A 20,292-nucleotide genomic window follows, 5' to 3' on the forward strand; every position below is an offset into this window, starting at 1 on the left:
CGGCCCACGCACCCCGCCCCCCGGGGACCCCGGCCGTCCGGCCCGATGCCACACCTGGCCAAAGGCCGTACGCTGCAACGCATGCGTACGTGCCGGGCGTCTGCCGCCGGAAAGTTCACGGTGGTCCTGGCCACGATCGTCGTCCTGGCCGGCTGCGGCGGGGGTCCCAGCCCACGGGCCTGGGCGGCCTCGGTCTGCGGTGCCCTCACCCCGTGGCGCTCCGAGATCAACAAGCTGACCAGCAGCACTGACGAGCAGATGACCGCGCAGACCACGCCGGCGCAGGCCAAGGAGAACCTGGTGCGGCTCTTCGACGGGGCGGAGCAGGCCAGCGAGGCCGCGCGCCGCAAGGTGGAGAAGGCGGGCATCCCGGAGGCCGAGAACGGGGAGGCCATCTCCGCGGGTTTCCGTGACTCCCTGGGGAAGATGCGGGACGCGTACGGTCGCGCCCGGGACACCATCGACGGCCTGGGCACGGGCGAGCCGACCGTCTTCTACGACGGCGTGCGGGCCGCCGTGGCGACCCTCAACAAGGAGTACGACGCCAGCGCGCTGGACACCAGCAAGCTCAACTCCGAGGAGTTGAAACAGGCATTCGACGAGGTGCCGGAGTGTCGCTGAGCGGGCTCGGTGACACCGGGAAGGCACAGCCGCCCCCGGCGCTGTTCCCCGCGCCCGAGTCCGACACGCCCACTCCCGGGCGACGCCGCGGCGGCGCGCCGCAGAACCGCCCGTCGCAGGACGGCTCAGTTCAGCAGGCTGACGACGCGGGCCGGCAACTTGTCTTCTTCGGCGCGGACGCGGCCGAACCGACCGTCGCCGACCTGGCCGGGCTGCTCGCCGGGCCGGGTGAGGTGGTCCGGATGGGCGGCACCGCCCGGCTCTCGGTGCAGGTGGACGCCGCCTGGCGGGTGCACGTGCTCGTCGCCGAGTTGGCGTCGCGTGGGCTGGCGGCGAGCTGGGAGCCGACCGAGGGCGCGCGACACGCCGTTCGTACGTCGTACACCCGGGTCTTGAAGCCGCTCGCGGCCGCCTGGCTGCACGGTACGACGAAACGCCCGCCGGCCGCGTTCCACCTGACCGGCCGGCGGTTGCGGCTGTGGCTCGCCGCCGCCGGGACGCCGGAGCCTCCGGACTGTTTTCTGTTGCGGCTGGGCGCCGACGACCAGGAGTGTTGGGAGCCGATCGGTGTGGCGCTCGCCTCGGCGGGGCTGGCCGGGACGCTGCTCGGCCCGGGTGAGGGCGGCCCGGCGTACCGGATCGCCGGCCGCCGCCGGTTGGCCCGCCTCGCCGAGCTGGTCGGCGGGCCGCCGACCGCGACGCCTGCCGACGCCTGGCCAACCTGATCCACCCCACCTTCACCGGATCGATCATGGAGTTGTGGTGGGGGACGTATTGCCTTTCCGGGGTTAAAACGCCCACCATAAGTCCATGATCGACGGGGTTGGGCGGCGGCCCGGGGGTGGGGCGGCCGGGTGTCCGGTGCCGGACAGCCGGCGGGTCGATCCAGGCGGAAAACGGGCGGGTCGGGCCTCGGTCATGGGTCCGCCATCGTCACAGTGACCCGCTTCGAGCCCTACCCACGGTGTACGGTGGCGCCGTCCGGCAGTGCCGAGCGCGGCGAGGCGGCGTCCACGACCGCGTCGAAGCGGTTTGCGGCCCGCGAAACCCGAAACGCGGGCGGCGCGTTACGTTGGACATCCGGACCGCCGGTGCGACGGCGGGGTCGAAAGCGGTCGCTGTCCGGGCGCCGGCAGGCCACGAGCAGGAGTGAGGTCGGGGAGAGACGTGCCGAGCAACGCTGGAACCACCCGTCTGGTCATCGTCGAGTCACCGGCGAAGGCCAAGACGATCTCGGGCTACCTTGGCCCGGGGTACGTCGTGGAGGCCAGCTTCGGTCACGTCCGCGACCTGCCGCGCAACGCCGCCGACGTGCCGGCCAAGTACAAGAAGGAGCCCTGGGCCCGGCTCGGGGTGGACGTCGACAACGGCTTCCAGGCGCTCTACGTCGTCTCCGCCGACCGTAAGCAGCAGATCAGCAAGCTGGTGAAGCTGGCCAAGGAAGTCGACGAGATCTTCCTGGCGACGGATGAGGACCGCGAGGGCGAGGCCATCGCCTGGCACCTGGTCGAGACGCTCAAGCCCAAGGTCCCGGTCAAGCGGATGGTCTTCCACGAGATCACCAAGCCGGCGATCCAGGCGGCGGTGGCCAACCCCCGGGAGATCGACCGCGATCTGGTCGACGCCCAGGAGGCGCGCCGGATCCTCGACCGCCTGTACGGCTACGAGGTCTCCCCGGTGCTGTGGAAGAAGGTCATGCCGCGGCTCTCGGCAGGCCGGGTGCAGTCCGTGGCGACCCGCATCGTGGTCGAGCGGGAGCGGCAGCGGATGGCCTTCCGCACCGCCGAATACTGGGACATTCTGGCCACCCTCGCGGTGGCCAACGCCGGTGAGGGCCCGCGTGCGTTCAACGCCACCCTGATCGCTCTGAACGGCGACCGGATCGCCACCGGTAAGGACTTCGAGCCGACCACCGGTCGCGTGAAGCCCGGCGCTGGCGTCGTGCACCTCGACGAGAGTGGCGCCCGGGGTCTCGCGGCCCGGCTGGAGGGGCGGCCGTTCACCGTCACCCGGGTCGAGGAGAAGCCCTACCGCCGTCGCCCGTACGCGCCGTTCATCACCTCGACCCTCCAGCAGGAGGCGGCCCGCAAGCTGCGCCTGTCCTCGCAGCAGACGATGCGCACCGCGCAGCGCCTGTACGAGAACGGCTACATCACCTATATGCGTACCGACTCGGTCAACCTGTCGGAGACCGCCATCTCGGCGGCCCGCCGACAGATCGTCGAGCTGTACGGCGAGCGCAGCGTTCCGCCGGAGCCGCGCCGCTACACCGGCAAGGTGAAGAACGCGCAGGAGGCGCACGAGGCGATCCGTCCGGCGGGGGACAACTTCCGTACCCCGGGCGAGGTGGCCAAGGAGCTGTCCGCCGAGGAGTTCAAGCTCTACGAGCTGATCTGGCGGCGCACCATCGCCTCGCAGATGACCGACGCGGTCGGCTCCAGCGTGTCGGTGCGCATCCGAGCGGTCTCCACCTCGCAGGAGGAAGCCGACTTCGGCGCGACCGGCAAGACCATCACCGACCCGGGCTTCCTGCGCGCCTACGTCGAGTCCAGCGACGACGAGAACGCCGAGGCCGAGGACGCCGAGCGCCGGCTGCCCACCCTGGTCAAGGACCAGCCGCTGACCGCCGACGAGCTGGCCGCACAGGGCCACCACACCCAGCCGCCGTCGCGCTACACCGAAGCGTCGCTGGTCAAGGCCCTGGAAGAGCTGGGCATCGGCCGCCCGTCCACCTACGCGTCGATCATGCAGACGATCCAGGACCGGGGGTACGTCACCAAGCGCGGCCAGGCGATGATCCCGACCTTCCTGGCCTTCGCGGTGATCGGGCTGATGGAACGGCACTACCCACGCCTGATCGACTACGACTTCACCGCCACCATGGAGAACGAGCTGGACGAGATCGCCGGCGGTGACCACGCGGCGGTCGACTTCCTCACGGCGTTCTACTTCGGCAGCTCCAACGGTGCCGGCGACCAGGACATCGCCCGTTCCGGCGGGCTCAAGAAGCTGGTCACCGAGAACCTCAGCGACATCGACGCCCGCAGCGTCAACTCCATCCCGCTCTTCACCGACGACGACGGCCGCGAGGTCGTCGTGCGGGTCGGCCGCTACGGGCCGTACCTGCAACGGGAGCTGCCCGGCGGCGAGCAGCCGGCACCGGCTTCGGGTGAGGGCGAGGAGGGTGGCACCCAGGGTGACCGGGCGCCGATCCCCGAGGGCCTGGCCCCGGACGAGCTGACCCCGGAGAAGGTGCACGAGCTGTTCCTGGGCGGCAGCGGCGAGCGCAAGCTCGGCGACGACCCCGGCACCGGCGAGCCGATCGTGCTCAAGTCCGGCCGGTTCGGCCCGTACGTGTCCAGCGGCGAGCGGAAGTCGTCGCTGCTGCGTACGCAGACCCCGGACTCGCTGACCCTGGAGGAGGCGCTCAAGCTGCTCAGCCTTCCCCGGCTGATCGGTGTCGCGCCGGACGGCGTCGAGGTCTTCGCGAACAACGGTCGCTACGGCCCGTACGTCAAGCGGGGCGAGGAGTTCCGTTCGCTGGAGTCCGAGGACCAGATGTTCACTGTCGGCCTGGACGAGGCGCTGGCTCTGCTGGCCGCCCCGAAGGCCCGTGGACGGCGAGCCGCGGCACCGCCGTTGCGCGAGATGGGTGTGGACCCGGCGACCGAGAAGCCGTTGGTGATCAAGGACGGCCGGTTCGGCCCGTACGTGACCGACGGGGAGTTCAACGCGTCGCTGCGGCGCGGGCAGACGCCGGAGGCGCTGACCCTCGAGGAAGCGTCCGAGATGTTGGCCGAGAAGCGGGCGAAGGGTCCGGCGCCGCGGAAGAAGGCGGCGGCGAAGAAGGCGCCCGCGAAGAAGGCGACGGCCACCAAGAAGACGGCCGCTGCCAGCAAGTCCACTGCCGCGAAGAAGGCCACCACGGCCAAGGCGACGGCGGCGAAGAAGGCCCCGGCGAAGAAGGCCGCCCCGCGCAAGGCCGCGACCAGCACGGAGTAGCCCTCCGCTCTACGAGATCTTGGAAAGAATGTGCCCCTGGAAGGGCTGTTTCCTTCCAAGATCCCCTAGACCGAGGCCGTCAGACCCCGAGGACGTGGTTCAGGTGGGGGTTGGTGAAGACGCGGTGGGGGTCGAGCCGGTCGCGGACGGCCTGGAAGTCCGCGAAGCGGGGGTACGCAGTGGCCAGCGAGGCGGCGTCGCGGTAGTGCAGCTTGCCCCAGTGCGGGCGACCGCCCAGCCCGGCGGCCACCTGCTCGAAGGCCCGGAAGTACGGCTCGTACGGCATGCCGACGTACTGGTGCACGGCGATGTAGGCGTTGTCCCGGCCGTAGCCGTGCGACAGCCAGATGTCGTCGGCGGCGGTGAACCGCACCTCCACCGGGAAGAGCACCTTGAACGGCAGGCCGTCCACGATCCGCTGGAGCGCGGCGAGCGCCTCGGGCAACGCCTCGCGGGGTAGGCCGTACTCCATCTCCACGAAGCGGACCCGGCGCGGCGTGCAGAAGACCCGGTCGGAGCGTCCGGTGTACTGGCGTTCGGTGAGGGCGCGGGCGGAGACCGCGCTGATCCCCGGGGCCAGCGCGGGCACGGCCCGGCCGAGTCGGCAGGCGCCGGCGAAGACCCGGTTGGACAGGAAGTCGTCGTCCACCCAGCCACGCCAGCGGGGCAGCGGCCTGTCGTTGGCGGGTACCCGGTCGTTGGCCTTGACCTGGACCCGGGACGTGTACGGGAACCAGTAGAACTCGACGTGGTCGTGTCGGCCGATCAGCTCGGGCAGTTCGCCGAGCACGTCGGCCAGCTCGGCCGGGCGTTCGTGGGCGCGCAGGACGAAGGCGTCCACGCAGCGCAGGGTCACCTCGACCAGGACGCCGAGCGCGCCGAGTGACACCCGGGCGGCGGCGAGGACGTCGGGATGTTCGTCGGCGGAGCAGCGCAGCACCTCGCCGGTGCCGGTGACCACTGTGATCGCCTCGACGAAGGTGGAGAGGCACCCGTAGCCGGCTCCGGTGCCGTGGGTGCCGGTGGAGATCGCACCGGCGACGGTCTGCGCGTCGATGTCGCCGAGGTTGGGCAGCGCGAGGCCGTGCCGGGCGAGCAGGCCGTTGAGCGCGTGCAGGGTCATTCCCGCCGGCACTGTGACCAGTCGGTGGGCGACGTCCACGCTGACTATGGTGTCCAGGTCGGACAGGTCCATCCGACGGTCGTCGGCGAGCGCGACGGCGGTGAACGAGTGACCGCTGCCCGTCACCCGGATCCGACCGCCGTCGGCGGCAACAGATCGGACGGCTTCTGCGACATCGGTCGGCGAGCCGGGGCGCAGGATCGCGCTGGCGCTGCCACGCTGGTTCCCGGCCCAGTTGGACCATCCAGCCCCGAGCGGTGCGGTGCGGACCATGCGCACTCCATTCATGAATATGAACTGACTTCATATCAGGAACGTTCTAGCTGGTAAATACCGCAATTGCGATCCGCTCGTTGTACCGGTAGTCACGGACTCGTGACGTGGAGATATGTTCATCCGTCGAAGGGGGGTGGCGCAGAGTGTCCACACCAGCCGCCACGACCGGGCCGCTGCGCCGCGTACCGGTGCAAGGTCGAAGTGTCGCGCGGGTACAGCGCATGTTGGATGCCTGCGCCGAACTCGTCGACGAGGTGGGGTACGAGGGGCTGACCACCACCCTGCTCGCCGAGCGGGCCGAGGTGGCGATCGGGTCGGTCTACCAGTTCTTTCCGGACAAGCGGGCGATCGTGCAGGCGTTGACCCTGCGGACGATGGAGTCCTACCTCCAGCGCCTCGACGAGCGGTTCGCCTCCGACGAGATGACCCACTGGTGGGACGGCGTCGACGCGGGCATCGACGAGTACATCACGATGCACCGCACCGTCCCCGGCTTCCGTACCCTGCACTTCGGCGACGTGGTCGACCTGCACCTGCTCGACGAGCAGCGGGACAACAACGGCGTGATCGCCGATCAGTTGGCCCGGGTGCTCACCGAGCGTTTCGGGCTCACCGACGTGCCCAAGCTGCGCTTCGTGCTGGAGATCGCGGTCGAGGCCGCGGACGCGCTGATCAAGCTCGCGTTCCGTCGGAAGCCCGAGGGCGACGAGCGGGTGCTGCTGGAGGCGAAGGCGTTGATCCGGGAGTACCTGCACCGCCAGGTCGACGGCCCGGACAACGGCCGGTCGACAGTCGGCAAGCAGGCTGGGGCGCCCCAACCCGCCTGAGTCGGCGCGGGGCGAACGGGCCTCGGCCGGCGGTGAGGGCAGCTGTCCGGTCTCAGAGGAAGGCCTGCCCCTCACCCCGGTAGGTGGGGACGGTCGCCACCACCGCGTCGCCCTCGACCAGGTGCAGCTCGTTGACCCGTTCACACAGCTCACCTGCCTTGGCGTGCCGGAACCACACCCGGTCGCCGATGCGCAGCCCGGCCGCCGCCGCTCCGGACAGCGGAGTCTGCACCTCGCCGGCGCCCTCGGTGCCAACCAGCTTCAGCCCCGCCGGTAGCCACGGCCGGGGCAGTCGACTGTCGGCGGCCGGGCCGGAGGCGATCCAGCCACCGCCGAGCACCGTCGCCAGCTCCGGCGTCGGTCGGCGGACCACCGCGCAGGCGAAGAACGCCGCAGGGGTGGGCCGCCAGGCGCGGTACGCGTCGAACAGCGTCGGCCCGTACAGGCCCGATCCCGCGGTGATCTCGGTTACCGCGGGATCGGCGCTGGTCGCGGCAACGCTGCCGGTGCCGCCGCCGTTGACGAATTCCAGGTCGGCGTGCTCGCGTACCGCGGCGACCGCCGCGCCACGGCGGGCCAGCAACTCGCGGTACGACCCGCGCTGGGCCAGCCTGATCGCGCCCGCCAGCAGCGTCCTGCCCGGCGGCGCGTCACCCAGGCCGGCGATCTGCGCCTCGTACGACATCAGCCCGACCAGCCGGAAGCCGGGCCGACCGGCGACGGCTGCGGCGAGCGCGCCGGCCGCCCGCGCGCTGTGCACCGGTGAGCGGCGGACGCCGACGTGCACCCGACCGCGCAGCGGTCGCCAGGAGGCGTCCAGATCCAGGCAGAGCCGTAGCTCGGCGCGCTGCCCCGGTGCCGTGACGGCGTCGATGAGGTCGAGTTGGCCGGTGCTGTCGATCATCAGGGTGATCGCGGCGGCGAGCGTCGGGTCGGCGCCCAGTTCGGTGAGGGCGGCCCGGTCCGCGCTCGGGTACGCGACCAGCACGTCGTCGCTGACGCCGGCGCGGACCAGCCAGATCGCCTCGGGCACTGTGAAAGCCATCACGCCCTGCCAGCCGGGCCGGGCGAGGGCTCGACTGATCAGCTCCCGGCTGCGGACCGACTTGCTGGCGAGGCGGACCGGTTTTCCGGCGGCGCGATCGGCCAGGGCGACCGAATTGGCGTCGAAGGCGGTGAGGTCGACCACCGCGTACGGGGGGTCGAGGTGGGCAGTCGCCCGATCCAGGCGCTCGCGAAGTTTGTCGCTTTCGATGGCCACGTGTGCACGCTAACTGTCTGACGGAGAATGCGAAATACCCTCGCGTACGTCCGGGCTGCGGTCGGTACCTCCGGCGGCCTAGGCTCAGCGAGCAGGAGAATGTCGCCCGGGGGGTGGCCCCCACCGGGTCTAGAGTGTTGCACCGGAGGTGCCCAGCGATGGGCCGGCACGTGGAGGTACGGCCATCGAAAGCCAGAACAGCGGCGAGTCGCCCGGCGTGTCGCGCTCGGGTGACCAGTCGGGCAGCGCCGCCAAGCAGCCCAACGGCGGTCAGGCTGATCCGTCCGGTTATGCCGCGATCCGGTCAGTGCTGCGCATCCGGCCGTTCCGACGGCTCTGGATCGTGCTCGGCGCGGCCTCCTTCGGTGACTGGCTCGGCCTGCTGGCCACCGCGCTCTTCGCCGCCTCGCAGGTGCAGGGCAGCACCGCCCAGGGCGCCGCGTTCGGCGGGGTCACCGCGATCCGGCTGCTGCCCGCGCTGGTGCTCGGCCCGGTGGCCGGCGTCTTCGCCGACCGGTTCGACCGGCGCTGGACGATGGTCATCTGCGACCTGCTGCGCTTCGTGCTCTTCGCCTCCATTCCGCTCTACGCCCTCAGTGGCGCCGCAGGTGGCCTGGTGGTCGGCTGGGCGCTGATCGCCACCTTCCTGATCGAGTCGCTCACCCTGCTCTGGATCCCGGCCAAGGAGGCCGCGGTCCCGAACCTGATCCCGCGGGCCCGGCTGGAAGCGGCCAACCAGCTCACCCTGATCACCACCTACGGCCTCACCCCGGTCGCCGCCGCCATCGGCCTTGCCGTGCTCGACCGTGGCGTCCGTGGTGCCGTCGGCGGCGACCTGCCCTCCTGGGCCGAGCCGGCCCAGCTCGCGCTCTGGATCAACTCCTTCTCCCGGCTCGCCACCGCACTGGTGGTGGCATTCGGGATCAAGGAGATCAGCGAGGCTCAACGCGGTGAGGCCGAGCGTGCCGAGCAGAGCATGTTCCGGCAGTTCTCCGAGGGCTGGAAGTACATCGGCGAGACCCCGCTCGTCCGTGGCCTGGTGCTGGGCATCTTCGGCGCGTTCGCCGGTGGCGGCATCGTGGTCGGCACTGCCAAGTTCTTCGCCAACTCGCTGGGCGCCGGCGACGCGGCGTTCTCACTGCTCTTCGGTGCCATCTTCGTCGGCCTGGCGCTCGGCATCGGGCTCGGCCCGATGATCGTCAAGGAGATGTCCCGGCGTCGCTGGTTCGGCATGAGCATCGTGCTGGCCAGCGCCGCGGTGATGACCCTCGCCTTCGCCATCCACCTGTCCATGGCGATCGTCGGCGCGGTGCTGGTCGGCGCCGGTGCCGGGATGGCCTTCCTGGCCGGCACCACGCTGCTGGGCGGCGAGGTGGCCGACGAGGTGCGCGGCCGGGTCTTCGCTGTGGTGCAGATCGGCACCCGGCTGGTGCTGATCCTGGCCATCGGGCTGAGCAGCGTGTTGGTCGGTGTCGGCGGCTCCCGCAAACTGACAATCGCCGACCTCGGCATCTCCGTCTCCTCCACCCGACTGCTGCTGCTCGCCGCCGGTGCCGCCGGCATCTTCGCCGGGATCAGCGCGTTCGGCCAGATGGACGACAAGAAGGGCGTCCCGGTCCTCGCCGACCTGTGGGGCTCCATCCGGGGCCGTCCGCTGATGCCCGCCGAGCCGTTCGTCTCCGCCGGGCTCTTCGTGGTCTTCGAGGGCGGCGAGGGCGCGGGGAAGTCCACCCAGCTCACCGCGCTCTCCCAGCGACTGCGCGGTCACGGCCGAGAGGTAGTGGTCACCCGCGAGCCGGGGGCCACCGGCGTCGGCCGGCGAATCCGGTCGCTGGTGCTGGACACCTCCGGCGACGACGCGCCATCCCCCCGGGCCGAGGCGCTGCTCTACGCCGCCGACCGGGCGCACCACGTGGCCACAGTCGTCCGACCCGCGCTGGTCCGGGGCGGCGTGGTGATCAGTGACCGGTACGTCGACTCGTCCCTGGCGTACCAGGGCGCCGGCCGGACGCTGCCCGTCGACGAGGTCTCCTGGCTCTCCTCCTGGGCCACCGGTGGGCTCAAGCCCGACCTGGTGGTGCTGCTGGACGTCGAACCGCGCACCGGCCTGTCCCGGGTGGCCTCGCGCAACACCGGCACCGACCGGCTGGAGGCCGAGTCGGTCGCCTTCCACGAGCGCGTCCGGTACGCGTTCCTCGACCTCGCCGCCGCCGACCCGAAGCGCTACCTGGTGCTCGACGCGTCCCGGCCGGCCGACGAGATCACCGGGCTGGTGGTCCGGCGGGTCGAGGAGATGCTCGGCAAGCCGGGCGGCATCGTGCACCCGCGGCCGGCGCAGGGCCCGGACACCTCGGTGCAGCCTGAGTTATCCGACGCGGAGCTGGTGACGATGGAGCACAAGACCTGATGCCGGACGTCTTCGCCGACCTCGTCGGTCAGGACGAGGCGGTGGTCGAGCTGCGGCGCGCCGCCGCCGCAGCAGCCGCCGTGCTGCGCGCTGGGGCGGCCGCGTTGGTCGCCGCCGGCCCGGCCAGCGGTAACGAGTCCGTGGCCGACGACGCAGTGACCGGCGGGGTGGACCCGTCCACCGGGATGACGCACGCGTGGATCTTCACCGGGCCACCCGGCTCCGGCCGCTCGGTCGCCGCGCGGGCGTTCGCCGCCGCACTCCAGTGCGCGCACGGCACCGGCTGCGGTGAGTGCCCCGGCTGCCACACCACGATGGGCGGCACCAACGCCGACGTGCGGATGGTGGTGCCCGAAGGGCTCTCCATCGGCGTCGGCGAGATGCGCGCGCTGGTGCTCCGCGCGGCCAGCACCCCGTCCGGTGGGCGCTGGCAGGTGGTGGTCATCGAGGACGCCGACCGGCTCACCGAGGCCGCCGGCAACGCGCTGCTCAAGGCGATCGAGGAACCCCCACCGCGGACGGTCTTCCTGCTCTGTGCCCCGTCCACCCACCCGGACGACATCTCGGTGACCATCCGGTCACGCTGTCGGGTCGTACCCCTGCGGCAGCCGCCGGCCGCCGATGTGGCCGAGGTGCTGGTTCGTCGGGACGGCATCGCCCCCGACGTGGCGCAGTGGGCGGCGGCGGCCGCGCAGGGTCACGTGGGTCGGGCCCGCCGGCTGGCCCGCGACCCGGAGGCCCGCAAACGACGCGAGGCGGTGCTCGCGGTGCCCCGCCGGCTGACCGGTGTCGGCGCGGCGTTCGACGCGGCGTCGGCGCTGATCGAGGCGGCCGAGGCGGAGGCCGAGGCGTCGGTCACCGAGGCCGACTCGACCGAGCGGGCGGCACTGGAGACCGCGCTCGGCGCGGGCGGCACCGGCCGGGGCGCGGCCGGCGCCATGCGAGGCGCTGCCGGGCAGCTCAAGGAGCTGGAGAAGCGGCAGAAGTCCCGGGCCACCCGGGCCCAACGGGACGCACTGGACCGGGCGCTGGTCGACCTCGCGGGCTTCTACCGGGACGCGCTCACCATGGCGCTGAGCGCACCCGTCGCCCCGGTGCACACCGACACGGCCGCGTTGGCCGGCGCCGGCGCGCAGAAGTGGGACGCCGAGGGGTCGCTGCGCCGGTTGGAGGCCGTGCTCGCCTGCCGTGCGGCGATCGAGGCGAACGTCAAGCCGCGGATCGCGGTCGAGGCGATGATGCTCGCCCTCTGGAAGGGCTGACCCGCACTTCCCGGCCGTTGTCCACAGGCATCGACAGGCCCGATTGCGGTGCGGTACGGTCCCTGTGCCGTGGTGACGGTGGCACCACACTGAGTGATGGATCACCCGGGAGGAGTCGGCCGATGCCGCGGGGGGAGATCGACGAAGCCTGGATCGAGGAGGCGGTGCGACGCTACCGCCGGATCGAGTCCCTCCAGGCCGAGTTCGACCAGGCGGTGTCGACCGTCGAAGTGACCGTCCGCTCGCCGGACGGCCTGGTCGAGGTGGTGGTCACCGCCGGTGGACGGATCACCGACGTCCGGTTCCTCGGGCCGTTGCACAGCCGAAGCCCGCGCGACGTGGCCGGTTCCGTGCAGGCCGCGGTCACCGCGGCGGCCGACGCCGCCGAATGGGCCCGGGAAAAGCTGCACAACGAGACGTTCGCCGCCTACCGACCGCTCGCGGGGGCCTGAGATGGACACACTGCGCGCGCTCTCCGCCCGACTGGACGAGGCGAGCGCCACGCTCACAGTCGTTTCGCACACCGTCACCGCCGGCGATCCGGCCCAGGCCGCGTTCGGCGCCGACGCACCGGGCCGCCCGGGCGAGATCGGTCGGGCGCTGCACCGGCAGTGGACCACCGCCACCGACGACCGGGCCCGGGAGGCCCGCGCCGCGGCCGGTCGACTGGCCGCCGCCGCGGCTGCCGTGCGGGAGGCCGCCGACCGCTACGCCGAGGTCGACCGGGCGGCCCGCCGCCGGCTCACCGGGGAGCCGTGATGGACGCGCTGGACCGGCTCGCCGAACCCGGCCTTGACCTGCTCCGCCGGGTGGACAGACTGATCGCGGCCGGCGTCCCCGAGGGGCACCGGGTCTGGCCGCTGCTGCGCCGCATGCAGGTGCTGCCGGGCGACGCGGTCCGCGGCTTCCTCGACCTGCACCCGGTGCCGCTCGCCAGCGCCGGCTACGCGGTGCGCCGGCTCGTCCGGGGGTACGACGACGTCTCCGCCGCGCTCACCGACTCGGTGCTCTGGTCCGGGCCGGCCGCCACTGCGTACGGGCAACAGCGGGCGGCGCTGCTGCGCCACCTCGACGAGGGGCCGGACAGCCTGGTCGGGCGACTCGAATCCACAGCCGGTTACGCCGACGCCCTCGCCGACTGGGTGGAGGGCAGCCGTCTCGCGCTGGCCCGCACGTTGGCCGACGTGCTCCGCTCGGCCGAAGCGGTAGCCGTGGTCGCCGCCACCGCGACCGGCGCGTCGACGCGGCCCGGGCCGGTCGGGCCCGGTGTGGCCGACGCCGCCGAGATCGCCGCACGGGTGCTGGCGGTGCTCTGCGTCGCGTACGACGGTGCGGAGACGCTGCTGCGTCAGTGGGCGCCGAGCCTGGCCGAGACCGCGTGGCGTCCGCCAACGGACGGACGACCCCGCTACGACCAGCCCACCCGGGTCGGCTGGTAACGGAGCCCGGCCCTCCGGCCGTGGCGGTGTTGCCCCGGATTTCGATCCTCCGGCCGTGGCCGCGTTGCCTCGGACAGGCCACGGCGTCGCTCGTGGGCGCCTGACCTGAGCCGGCGCCCACGGCGACGCCGTGGTCTTCCCCGTGCACCCCCCGCAGGTCTTCCTCCACTCAACGCCGCCGAGGCACGTCTTGTCTCCTGCCCGGCCCCGGATTCAACCGTCCGGGCGAGCAGCAACGGCACGACGGGACGCCCGGCAATAGGTCGAGTCGACGGTCATGAATGGCAGCGGCGCGTAGGCGGGCGGTGCGCCTTGCGCCGTGACCCGTCGTAGGGTGGGGGGATGGGCATGCTCTGCGCGGTCAGCTTCAACCGGTACGGGCGGCTCTACTACCTCGACCCGGGCGAGTTGCGTCCGCAGGTGGGCGACCGGGTGCTGGTGCCCACCGATGACGGGCCCGAGGTGGCGGAGTGCGTGTGGGCCGCGCAGTGGGTGACCGAGGAGACCGACGGCTTCCCCCGCCTGGTCGGGCTGGCCGGTGATGACGACCTCCGCCGGGACGAGGCGTTGCGTCGGCGCAAGGCCGAGGCCAAGGTGGCCGCGAAACGGCTGATCCGCTCGCACGGCCTGCCGATGAAGGTGGTGGCGGTCGACCATGTGCTCGGCTCCGCCGAGAGCGGCGGTGAGCGCAGCACCGTCTACTTCACCGCCCCGCACCGGGTGGACTTCCGGTCCCTGGTCCGCGACCTGGGCGCGACCCTGCACTGTCGGGTGGAGCTGCGCCAGCTCTCCGCACGCGACTCGGCGCGGGTGCAGGGCGGCATCGGCTCCTGCGGTCGGGACCTGTGCTGTGCCACCTTCCTCACCGACTTCGAGCCGGTGACCATCCGGATGGCGAAGGACCAGGACCTGCCTCTCAACCCGCTGCGCATCTCCGGCGCGTGCGGGCGGCTGATGTGCTGCCTCAAGTACGAGCACCCGCTGTACCAGCGCTTTCAGGAGACCGCCCCGTCGGTCGGCAGTCGGGTCTCCACCCCCGAGGGTGACGGCCGGGTCGTCGGCCACAGCGTCCCGAGAGACGCGGTGACGGTACGCCTGGACGCGGACGGCTCGCGCTCAATGTGCTCCCGCGCCGACGTCTGCGGTTCCCGCCAAGCCCACGACCAGCAATACACCCCCTAACCCCGCGCCCGTTCCTCTCCGGCCCGGCTCCCCGGCTCCCGCCCGCCGCTTAGCCCAGTTGATCAAGAAGTTTGCGTCAGGAATCGGGTCGGTCATGACGCAAACCTCTTGATCAACTCGGGTGGGGGTGGGTGGGGGTGGGTTAGTGCAGGACTGTGGGGGGTTCGGTTAGGTGGGGGGTTAGGGGGGTCTTGGGGATCAGCCAGCTTTGGGTGGGCGACTGGTCGGGGTTCACCTGCCAGTCGCGGGAGACCCGGTCTACCCCCAGCGGGTAGATGGTCAACGTGCCGTCCGGGTCGATACGCAGTCGCAGGAACGACTTCGAATCCTCGATGCCCTGACCGGCGAAGAGTTCATTGACGTTCACTCCGAAAGAGCCCGCCACCAGCAGGTACGCCGCCACCAGTTGGCTGGCGACCAGGCCGATCACCGGGCCGTAGAGCACCGCCGCGGCGACCGCCGGCAGCGGCCACGGCCAGTCGTAGAACGGCAGCGCCAACCAGACCCAGGTGCCGGCCGCCCCCAGAGCCACCTGCGCGACGCCGTGGCCCACGCCGAGGATCCAGTGCCGCACGTGGCGTTTGCCGCTCGCGCTCGGCGGCTTGGCGAACAGGGCCGCCGCGATCACCGTCACGAGCACCATCACCACCAGCGGGACGCTGAACAGCCGCTGGTTGGTGCTGTCGGCCCAGTTCGCCGTCGCGCCCGCCATGGCCAGCATCAGCAGGGTGTGCAGGGTGCCGAGCAACGTGGTGAAGCCGGGATTGCGCAACGGCAACCGGGGGAAGATGCCCCAGCCGTAGCGGCGCGACCGCGCGGCGTCCGGGTAACGGGCCACCAGGTCGTACGGCTGGGTGGAGCTGGCCCTGCGGGCCAGCGTGTCCCGCGGTGGCACCTCGATGCGCTCCGGCAGCTTGTGCGTGGGGTAGAGGTAGGCGCCACCACCGCCGCAGGTGATCAGCTGCCGGTCCGGCCCTGAGTAGCGGGCGTAGTGGTGCAGGTCGCCCGAGAGCAACAGCCGCACCCGCGCCCCGGTCGGGTCGATGATCGTGCGGATGAAGTAGTCGATCGAGTCGTACGCCGTGGGGTTGTCGGCGGCCTTGACCCAGGTTGGCGCCGGCGTCGCGATGATCACCTTCGACTCCGGACCGAGCCGCCGGGCCACCTCGTCGAAGTAGGCCAGCTGCGGGTCGTCCAGGTACGAGCCGGACTGGTCGTCCACGCCGAGCAACCACCAGCCGGCCGGCAACTCCACAGCGAAGTACGACCGGGACTGCCCGGTGCCCCAGCCCGCGAAGTTGCGGTCCCGGGAGCGGACGAACAACCGCAGGAACGCGGTGAGGCCGTCGTACCAGTCGTGGTTGCCCGGCACCGCGAAGAGCGTCGGCTTCTCGGCCGGCGCTACCGGCAGCGCGGCCTGGTAGGGGCCCTTGCACCGGTCCTCGTACGCGGCGTAGGCCGCCGATGGGTACACCTGGTCGCCGCCCATCACCAGGGTCTGCGCCCGGGGCAGGCGGTGCCCGTCGACGGTCAGCTCGGGCTGCGCCAGCAGGTACGCCACCGAGTACGTGGCGTTGAAGCCGTCACCGAGGTCGGCCACGTAGTCGAGCCACAGCCCACCGTCCGGCCCGACCTGGCGGAAGACGCCGTCGCCGAACGCGTTCTGCAACTCGCGCTTGTCGAGGTACGCCCCGAAGAGCACCGCCAGCAGCGTCCGGATGCCGGTGCTGATCAACAGGAACGGCGCCAGCCACGGCACCGGTTTGCGCGGCGTGAAGCCCAACTCCAGCGGGTCGGTGCTGCGCGGCCGATGGGCGGCGCGTTCACCGGCCGGCGCGCGGTCAGGGCGTTCGGTCGTCTCGTCCTGACGTTCGGGGTGGTCGCGTTCGTCGCTCACCCGCCGCAGCGTAGTCCCGGACCCGATCATCCGCTGTCCGGTAAGCGTCCAGATGGCGGCCGATGTCCGGTTGGTGCTGGCCAGCACGGCGGGGGTATCCCGTTCGGTCGGTGCCGCCGGGGTGCCGTACACTTGCTGATCGTTGCCGCCTTAGCTCAGTCGGCTAGAGCGACGCACTCGTAATGCGTAGGTCGACGGTTCGATTCCGTCAGGCGGCTCGGTAGCGAAGCCCAGGTCATTGGCCTGGGCTTCTGCCGTTTCTCAAGGTCCACGGCAGCGCCGCCGGACGTGCCAGTCCGCAGACAGTCCGTATCCCGCGCAACGACCGCGGGATCCCCTCAGGCTCTTGGCCCCCCGTTGTCACGTCTCACCCATCTAGACCTGCTCGCAAGCACAGGAGCGAAGCCTGGAAGTGCCAGCCGCTTGCGTGCAGGGCTACGGGGTGATGGACCTCTTTGATCTGCCTATCGGCGGTCTCTACTGAGATGCGCATCGACAACGGTTCGTCCCGGACTTCGAGCGGGCACTGAAGCCGCAGCTTGACGTCGAGCCAGCGGGTGCTGCCGGGGCGCAACGGCTGGGACTGGCCGACGTTCTGAATCAGGACGCCAGATGTCTGCGCTTGCACCGCGCGTATCGTGACCGGCAGAGGGCCAAAGTTGGTCACTTCCACCGACCCGTCCACTTCGGCGACGCCCTTGGTAACGACGCCATCGGAACGGGCCGACCCCGGCATGACGACGAGTGCGACCGACGCGGCCCGTTCCCGCTGCTCACGTAAGTCTCGCAACTCGTTGACACTGATCCCGCCCAGCAGCAAGCCGACCAGGAAGACGGCGACGAGGCGCAGTTGGGCCTTCTTGAGCGCACGACGACGGGTAGTGGTGGGACCTGATTCGGTCGGCACATGGTTGTGCTCGTCGAGATCGATCACGCCATGCTCAGGCATTGCGATAGCTTAGGGGCCTCGGTCCCTAACGCGTGGCCCATGCCGGTAGCCGATGCCCAGGACAGTCACCGTCGGCCACGAATGGTCACGCGGTTGGGTGCCTTGGCCTACCCACCAGGCCCTCATCGGCCACGATCTTCGTCGTTCCAAACTGGCGCTCCGGGTCCCAGCGCCAGCTAAGCCGCGTGATGGTCAAATGTTCAGCAGGCCGCCGTTGCGCACGACGTCGTCCTTGATCGCTATCAGGTTCGCCGAGACGTACGGGATGTTGTGCGCCTGGTGCCATTCGCTCGGGAAGTACGTCACCAGCCGCGACGCCTGAAACCGGCATTTGATTTCAGGTACGAACCGAGAATACTTGGCGTCCGTGAAGTACCAGAACGAGTTCTCGTTGTAGAACGCCACATGCGTCGGATCCTGGTAGGCGCCTCGACCGTCGGTGCTGGGGGTCAGCGACAACAGCATGCCATTCGGTGCGAGTAGTCGGTACAGCTCATTGAACAGTGCGATCTTGTCCGGGATGTGTTCCAGGAAGTCCACCGCTCGAATGACACCGACGCTGTTGTCCGGCAGGTCCACGCCTTTCGTGATGTCGCAGACGATGTCCACACCCGACCCGTCGTGGCAATCCAGACCGAGATACCCTTCCGGCTTGTTGTGCGCGGCGCCCAGGTCGAGCGCCAGGAGCCCCTGCCGCCGTGACCAGGCCAGCACATTATGTTGAATGTTCCGGTCATAGATCTCCACCGTGCGCTGCTGGATGCGAGCGTTGACATCTGGAATGCGCTGCGTGTTCTTGGCATGCATGCGTTGGAGGTACAGGCATTTCTGAATGTGATGGAACTCGCTCACCTGGTACATCCGAGCCATGAGATCGGCGTCGTCCGCAACGTCGAGCGACTCGTCGTACCCGCCGACCTTCTCGTAGATGTCCCGGCGGAACGCCCGTACATGGTTCGGTGCGTACCAGATGTAGCTCACGTTGTGTGGCGTCGGCGGCAGTGCCCGGCAGACCAGCACTTCTCGGCCGTCCACCTTGTCGTCGTAGTGCCGCCAGCCGAACGAGCTCGCGAAACGGTCCTCAGAGCGGCCACCGTCCTCCTGGATCTGCGCGGTGTCGCTGTAGACGAACCCCACCTCCGGGTTGGAGTCGAAGGCGTCGACGATCTCTTGCAGACAGTCGCTGCTGAGCAGGTCGTCGTCGTCGAGCTCGACCAGGATGTCACCGGCAGCCTCGGCGCAGGCGTACCCCTTCACCGCGCCGACGCCGTTCAGGTTGTCCTGGACAATGAGCCGGATCCGATCGTCGTGCCTCTCGGGTCGCCAACGCGACCCCTGATTGAGGATGACCACCCATTCCCAGTCGGTGAAGGTCTGCGCGACGAGCGATTCGAAGCATTCGTCGATGAAGCGGGTGCGGTTGCTCCCCGTGAACACCGTTACGCGAGGTGTGCGCATGGAGACAATCACCGACCCGCCGAAGTCGAGGATCGAGCGGTAGGGGTCGGGCGGTACTTCGCGGGAACGGCTGAGGTGAGCCCCTTGTCCAGACGGATCGCCGCCTTGAAGGCGTCCCGCGCTGCTGCGTCCTCGCCAGACTGGGACAGCAACATGCCCAGTCGGAGGTAGGCGGTTGACGACTTGTCGTCGATCGACACGACCTTGCGGTAGATGTCTATCGCCGTCGTCGGCGCCTTGCCTTCCAGTGCTATGGCCTTGTTGTAAAGGGCCGGCTTGTAGTTGGCGTCGGCCGCCAGTGCCTTGTCGTAGTTACTGATCGCCTCGTCGGCTTGATTGCGCGACTGGGCGATGTAGCCCAGGTTGAACCAGGCGAACTTGTTGTCGGCCTCGGCGTCCAGCAGCTTCTCGAAGGTGGCCTTTGCCGCGTCGAAGTTGCCGGCCTGGCCCTGCTCAAGACCGAGCTTGAGCAGATCCGCCGGCGTAGTCTCGGCACCGTTCGTCTGGTCGGTGCTGCCGGCGTTGTTCGTCTGCGGCTTTTCGGCAGGCTTGTCGCTGCATGCCGTGACTCCGGTCAGCAGGACCGCACCGCAGGCGAGCGACCCGAATATCTGACGCATGTTCATTACTCCTCCTCGACGGTGACGGGGCGGTTCGACCTGCTGTTCGGCCGGTTGGTGTCGCTACTGTTTGACGTCGCCCGGCCCGAGGTGTTGGACGGAGCCGTCAACGCCAGCGGTGTGGCGAGTGAAATGCAGGAGACCCAGATGTCGGCGCCCCCGCCGGTGAAGGTGAACTGGTAGCCACTGACTGAGAGCGGCTGGATGAGCACAGGGTTGACGCCTGCTCCCGAGAGCTGGTATCCGGTTCCGACAGCGATATCTCCGGCCTGGCAGCCGAAATCGACAGGGGTGTCTGCGATCACGGTCAGCGGGCCCTGAATGTAGGCGGCCTCGATTCCGTTGCCCGCCACGCCCTGCGGGCCCTGGGCACCCGTGGCGCCCTGCGGTCCTGGTACGCCCTGAAGTCCTTGTGCCCCCGTGTCTCCCTGGGCGCCCTGCGCACCTTGGAAGCCTTGGACGCCTGGAGCGCCTGCGTCGCCTTGCGCGCCCTGGGCGCCGGTGGCACCTTGTGCGCCCGCGTCGCCCTGAGCGCCGGTGGCACCTTGGAAGCCTTGGACGCCTTGTGCGCCCGCGTCGCCTTGTGGGCCTTGGGCTCCGGTGGCGCCTTGAGCGCCTGTGTCGCCCTGCGTGCCCTGCGCGCCGGTGGCGCCTTGGAAGCCTTGGACGCCTTGTGCGCCCGCGTCGCCTTGTGGGCCTTGGGCTCCGGTGGCGCCTTGAGCGCCTGTGTCGCCCTGCGTGCCCTGCGCGCCGGTGGCGCCTTGGAAGCCTTGAGCACCTTGAGCACCCGTGTCGCCCTGCGGTCCCTGAGCGCCGGCGGCGCCTTGTGCGCCCGCGTCGCCTTGCGGGCCTTGTGCGCCTGCGTCGCCCTGAGCACCGGTGGCACCTTGGAAGCCTTGAGTACCCGCGTCGCCCTGCGGGCCTTGGGCACCGGTCGCGCCTTGAGCACCCGTGTCGCCCTGCGTGCC

General features: G+C 70.6%; 18 protein-coding genes and 1 tRNA gene. 12 read left to right on the forward strand and 7 right to left on the reverse strand.

Going from position 1 to position 20,292, the window contains the following annotated elements; translation table 11 throughout:
- Positions 1-81: 81 nt before the first annotated feature.
- The 3 genes from ABZ794_RS05635 (at position 82) to topA (ending at position 4,623) form a co-directional block, all read left to right on the forward strand.
- The gene (locus ABZ794_RS05635; protein WP_357514419.1) at positions 82-621 is read left to right on the forward strand and encodes a hypothetical protein; all 540 of its coding nucleotides are present in this window, start codon (positions 82-84) and stop codon (positions 619-621) included.
- On the forward strand, positions 612-1,346 hold the full coding sequence (locus ABZ794_RS05640; RefSeq protein WP_357514421.1) for a hypothetical protein: 735 nt from the start codon (positions 612-614) through the stop codon (positions 1,344-1,346). The genes ABZ794_RS05635 and ABZ794_RS05640 overlap by 10 nt, the downstream gene beginning before the upstream one ends.
- A gap of 442 nt (positions 1,347-1,788) precedes the next feature.
- On the forward strand, positions 1,789-4,623 hold the full coding sequence (gene topA / locus ABZ794_RS05645) for a type I DNA topoisomerase (protein ID WP_357514423.1): 2,835 nt from the start codon (positions 1,789-1,791) through the stop codon (positions 4,621-4,623).
- 79 nt (positions 4,624-4,702) lie between these two features.
- Here the strand turns inward: topA and ABZ794_RS05650 are convergent, their stop codons facing one another.
- A complete protein-coding gene (locus ABZ794_RS05650) occupies positions 4,703-6,019 on the reverse strand; it encodes a D-arabinono-1,4-lactone oxidase (RefSeq protein ID WP_210783979.1) in 1,317 nt (438 codons plus the stop codon).
- A 224-nt stretch (positions 6,020-6,243) separates the two neighbouring features.
- On the opposite strand from ABZ794_RS05650, the gene ABZ794_RS05655 reads away from it, so the two are divergent.
- A complete protein-coding gene (locus ABZ794_RS05655; RefSeq protein ID WP_210783978.1) occupies positions 6,244-6,849 on the forward strand; it encodes a TetR family transcriptional regulator in 606 nt (201 codons plus the stop codon).
- Positions 6,850-6,901: 52 nt separating this feature from the next.
- On the opposite strand, the gene ABZ794_RS05660 is transcribed toward ABZ794_RS05655, so the two are convergent.
- On the reverse strand, positions 6,902-8,110 hold the full coding sequence (locus tag ABZ794_RS05660) for an amino acid deaminase/aldolase (RefSeq protein ID WP_210783977.1): 1,209 nt from the start codon (positions 8,108-8,110) through the stop codon (positions 6,902-6,904).
- Between the two features lie 307 nt (positions 8,111-8,417).
- Here ABZ794_RS05660 and tmk point away from each other — a divergent pair, with 307 nt between their 5' ends.
- From tmk to ricT, 6 genes are all read left to right on the forward strand, one after another.
- A complete protein-coding gene (gene tmk / locus ABZ794_RS05665; RefSeq protein ID WP_210784023.1) occupies positions 8,418-10,517 on the forward strand; it encodes a dTMP kinase in 2,100 nt (699 codons plus the stop codon).
- Positions 10,517-11,779 (forward strand): DNA polymerase III subunit delta', encoded by a 1,263-nt coding sequence (locus ABZ794_RS05670; RefSeq protein WP_210783976.1) that lies wholly within the window; start codon positions 10,517-10,519, stop codon positions 11,777-11,779. Before tmk ends, ABZ794_RS05670 begins: the two co-directional genes overlap by 1 nt.
- 122 nt (positions 11,780-11,901) lie before the next feature.
- A complete protein-coding gene (locus tag ABZ794_RS05675; RefSeq protein WP_053659404.1) occupies positions 11,902-12,231 on the forward strand; it encodes a YbaB/EbfC family nucleoid-associated protein in 330 nt (109 codons plus the stop codon).
- A 1-nt stretch (position 12,232) separates the two neighbouring features.
- Entirely contained in the window at positions 12,233-12,538 is a 306-nt protein-coding gene (locus ABZ794_RS05680; protein WP_112602113.1) for a type VII secretion target, read from the forward strand.
- Positions 12,538-13,218 (forward strand): hypothetical protein, encoded by a 681-nt coding sequence (locus ABZ794_RS05685; protein ID WP_210783975.1) that lies wholly within the window; start codon positions 12,538-12,540, stop codon positions 13,216-13,218. Before ABZ794_RS05680 ends, ABZ794_RS05685 begins: the two co-directional genes overlap by 1 nt.
- A 342-nt stretch (positions 13,219-13,560) precedes the next feature.
- Positions 13,561-14,400, forward strand: coding sequence for a regulatory iron-sulfur-containing complex subunit RicT (gene ricT, locus ABZ794_RS05690; RefSeq protein WP_210783974.1), 840 nt, complete (start codon positions 13,561-13,563; stop codon positions 14,398-14,400).
- Between the two features lie 142 nt (positions 14,401-14,542).
- Here ricT and ABZ794_RS05695 read toward each other — a convergent pair whose 3' ends face one another.
- The gene (locus ABZ794_RS05695) at positions 14,543-16,297 is read right to left on the reverse strand and encodes a metallophosphoesterase (protein WP_210783973.1); all 1,755 of its coding nucleotides are present in this window, start codon (positions 16,295-16,297) and stop codon (positions 14,543-14,545) included.
- 144 nt (positions 16,298-16,441) lie between these two features.
- Here ABZ794_RS05695 and ABZ794_RS05700 point away from each other — a divergent pair.
- Positions 16,442-16,515 (forward strand) — tRNA-Thr (locus tag ABZ794_RS05700).
- A 149-nt stretch (positions 16,516-16,664) separates the two neighbouring features.
- Here the strand turns inward: ABZ794_RS05700 and ABZ794_RS05705 are convergent.
- The 4 genes from ABZ794_RS05705 to ABZ794_RS05720 form a co-directional block, all read right to left on the reverse strand.
- Entirely contained in the window at positions 16,665-17,246 is a 582-nt protein-coding gene (locus ABZ794_RS05705; protein WP_210783972.1) for a hypothetical protein, read from the reverse strand.
- Between the two features lie 192 nt (positions 17,247-17,438).
- A complete protein-coding gene (locus ABZ794_RS05710; RefSeq protein ID WP_238689507.1) occupies positions 17,439-18,716 on the reverse strand; it encodes a glycosyltransferase in 1,278 nt (425 codons plus the stop codon).
- Entirely contained in the window at positions 18,713-19,330 is a 618-nt protein-coding gene (locus tag ABZ794_RS05715) for a tetratricopeptide repeat protein (protein WP_210783970.1), read from the reverse strand. The genes ABZ794_RS05710 and ABZ794_RS05715 overlap by 4 nt, the downstream gene beginning before the upstream one ends.
- Positions 19,330-19,677, reverse strand: coding sequence for a hypothetical protein (locus tag ABZ794_RS05720; RefSeq protein ID WP_238689509.1), 348 nt, complete (start codon positions 19,675-19,677; stop codon positions 19,330-19,332). The genes ABZ794_RS05715 and ABZ794_RS05720 overlap by 1 nt, the downstream gene beginning before the upstream one ends.
- A gap of 102 nt (positions 19,678-19,779) precedes the next feature.
- Between ABZ794_RS05720 and ABZ794_RS05725 the strand changes: the two genes are divergently transcribed.
- On the forward strand, positions 19,780-20,292 hold a 513-nt coding region (locus ABZ794_RS05725), incomplete at its 3' end, for a hypothetical protein (protein ID WP_357514429.1).

The organism is Micromonospora sp. NPDC047187 (assembly GCF_040643355.1).
Classification (GTDB): Bacteria; Actinomycetota; Actinomycetes; order Mycobacteriales; family Micromonosporaceae; genus Micromonospora; species Micromonospora salmantinae.